This window comes from Seonamhaeicola marinus, from assembly GCF_008085455.1.
In genome coordinates this window covers 534-1,286 of record NZ_VSDQ01000243.1, presented here as the reverse complement: position 1 = coordinate 1,286, position 753 = coordinate 534, and the positions used below count along the sequence as shown (strand labels likewise).

1 protein-coding gene is annotated in these 753 nt (G+C 34.3%); it reads right to left on the bottom strand.

The window, feature by feature from the left end; all coding sequences use genetic code 11:
- The coding region (locus tag FUA24_RS03760; RefSeq protein ID WP_246146941.1) for an IS256 family transposase at positions 1-753 on the bottom strand (753 nt) is incomplete at both ends.

The window sequence follows — 753 nt, the reverse complement described above, 5'->3', positions numbered from 1 at the left end:
GAGAGCTTGTTTTTAGTGTATTTTCTAATTTTTCCATTAAGATTTTCAATAAGATTTGTAGTATAAATAATTTTTCTAATTTCCACAGGGAACTCATAAAAAACAGTAAGTTCCTCCCAGTTATCTCTCCAACTTTTAATAGCATAAGAATATTTAGATTCCCATGTTTTTGCAAAATCATTTAAAGCTGCTTTGGCTGCTTGTTTGGTGGGCGCATTATAAATCGCTTTCATATCTCTAGAAAAAGCCTTTTTATCCTTCCATACTACATATTTACTAGCATTTCTAATCTGATACACAACACAGATTTGCGTAGTAGATTCAGGGAATACGTTTTTGATGGTCTGTGTAAAACCATTAAGATTATCTGTAGCAGTAATAAGTAAGTCTTGTACACCTCTAGCCTTAATATCGGTAAGGACACTCATCCAAAAAGCAGCAGATTCATTCTTGCCTAACCATAACCCTAAGACCTCTTTTTTACCATCTCTACGCAGACCAACAGCAATATACATAGTTTTATTGATGACCTTAGAGTTCTCTCTAACCTTGAAGACAATGCCATCCATCCAAGTAATTAAATACACAGGTTCTAATGGTCTGTTTTGCCATGCAACAATATCATTAGTGACTTTATCTGTGATACGGGATATAGTGGATGTAGAAACATTAAAATCGTATACTTCACGGATTTGTTCTTCTATATCTGAATTGCTCATACCCTTGGCATAGAGGCTGATGATAACATTCTCA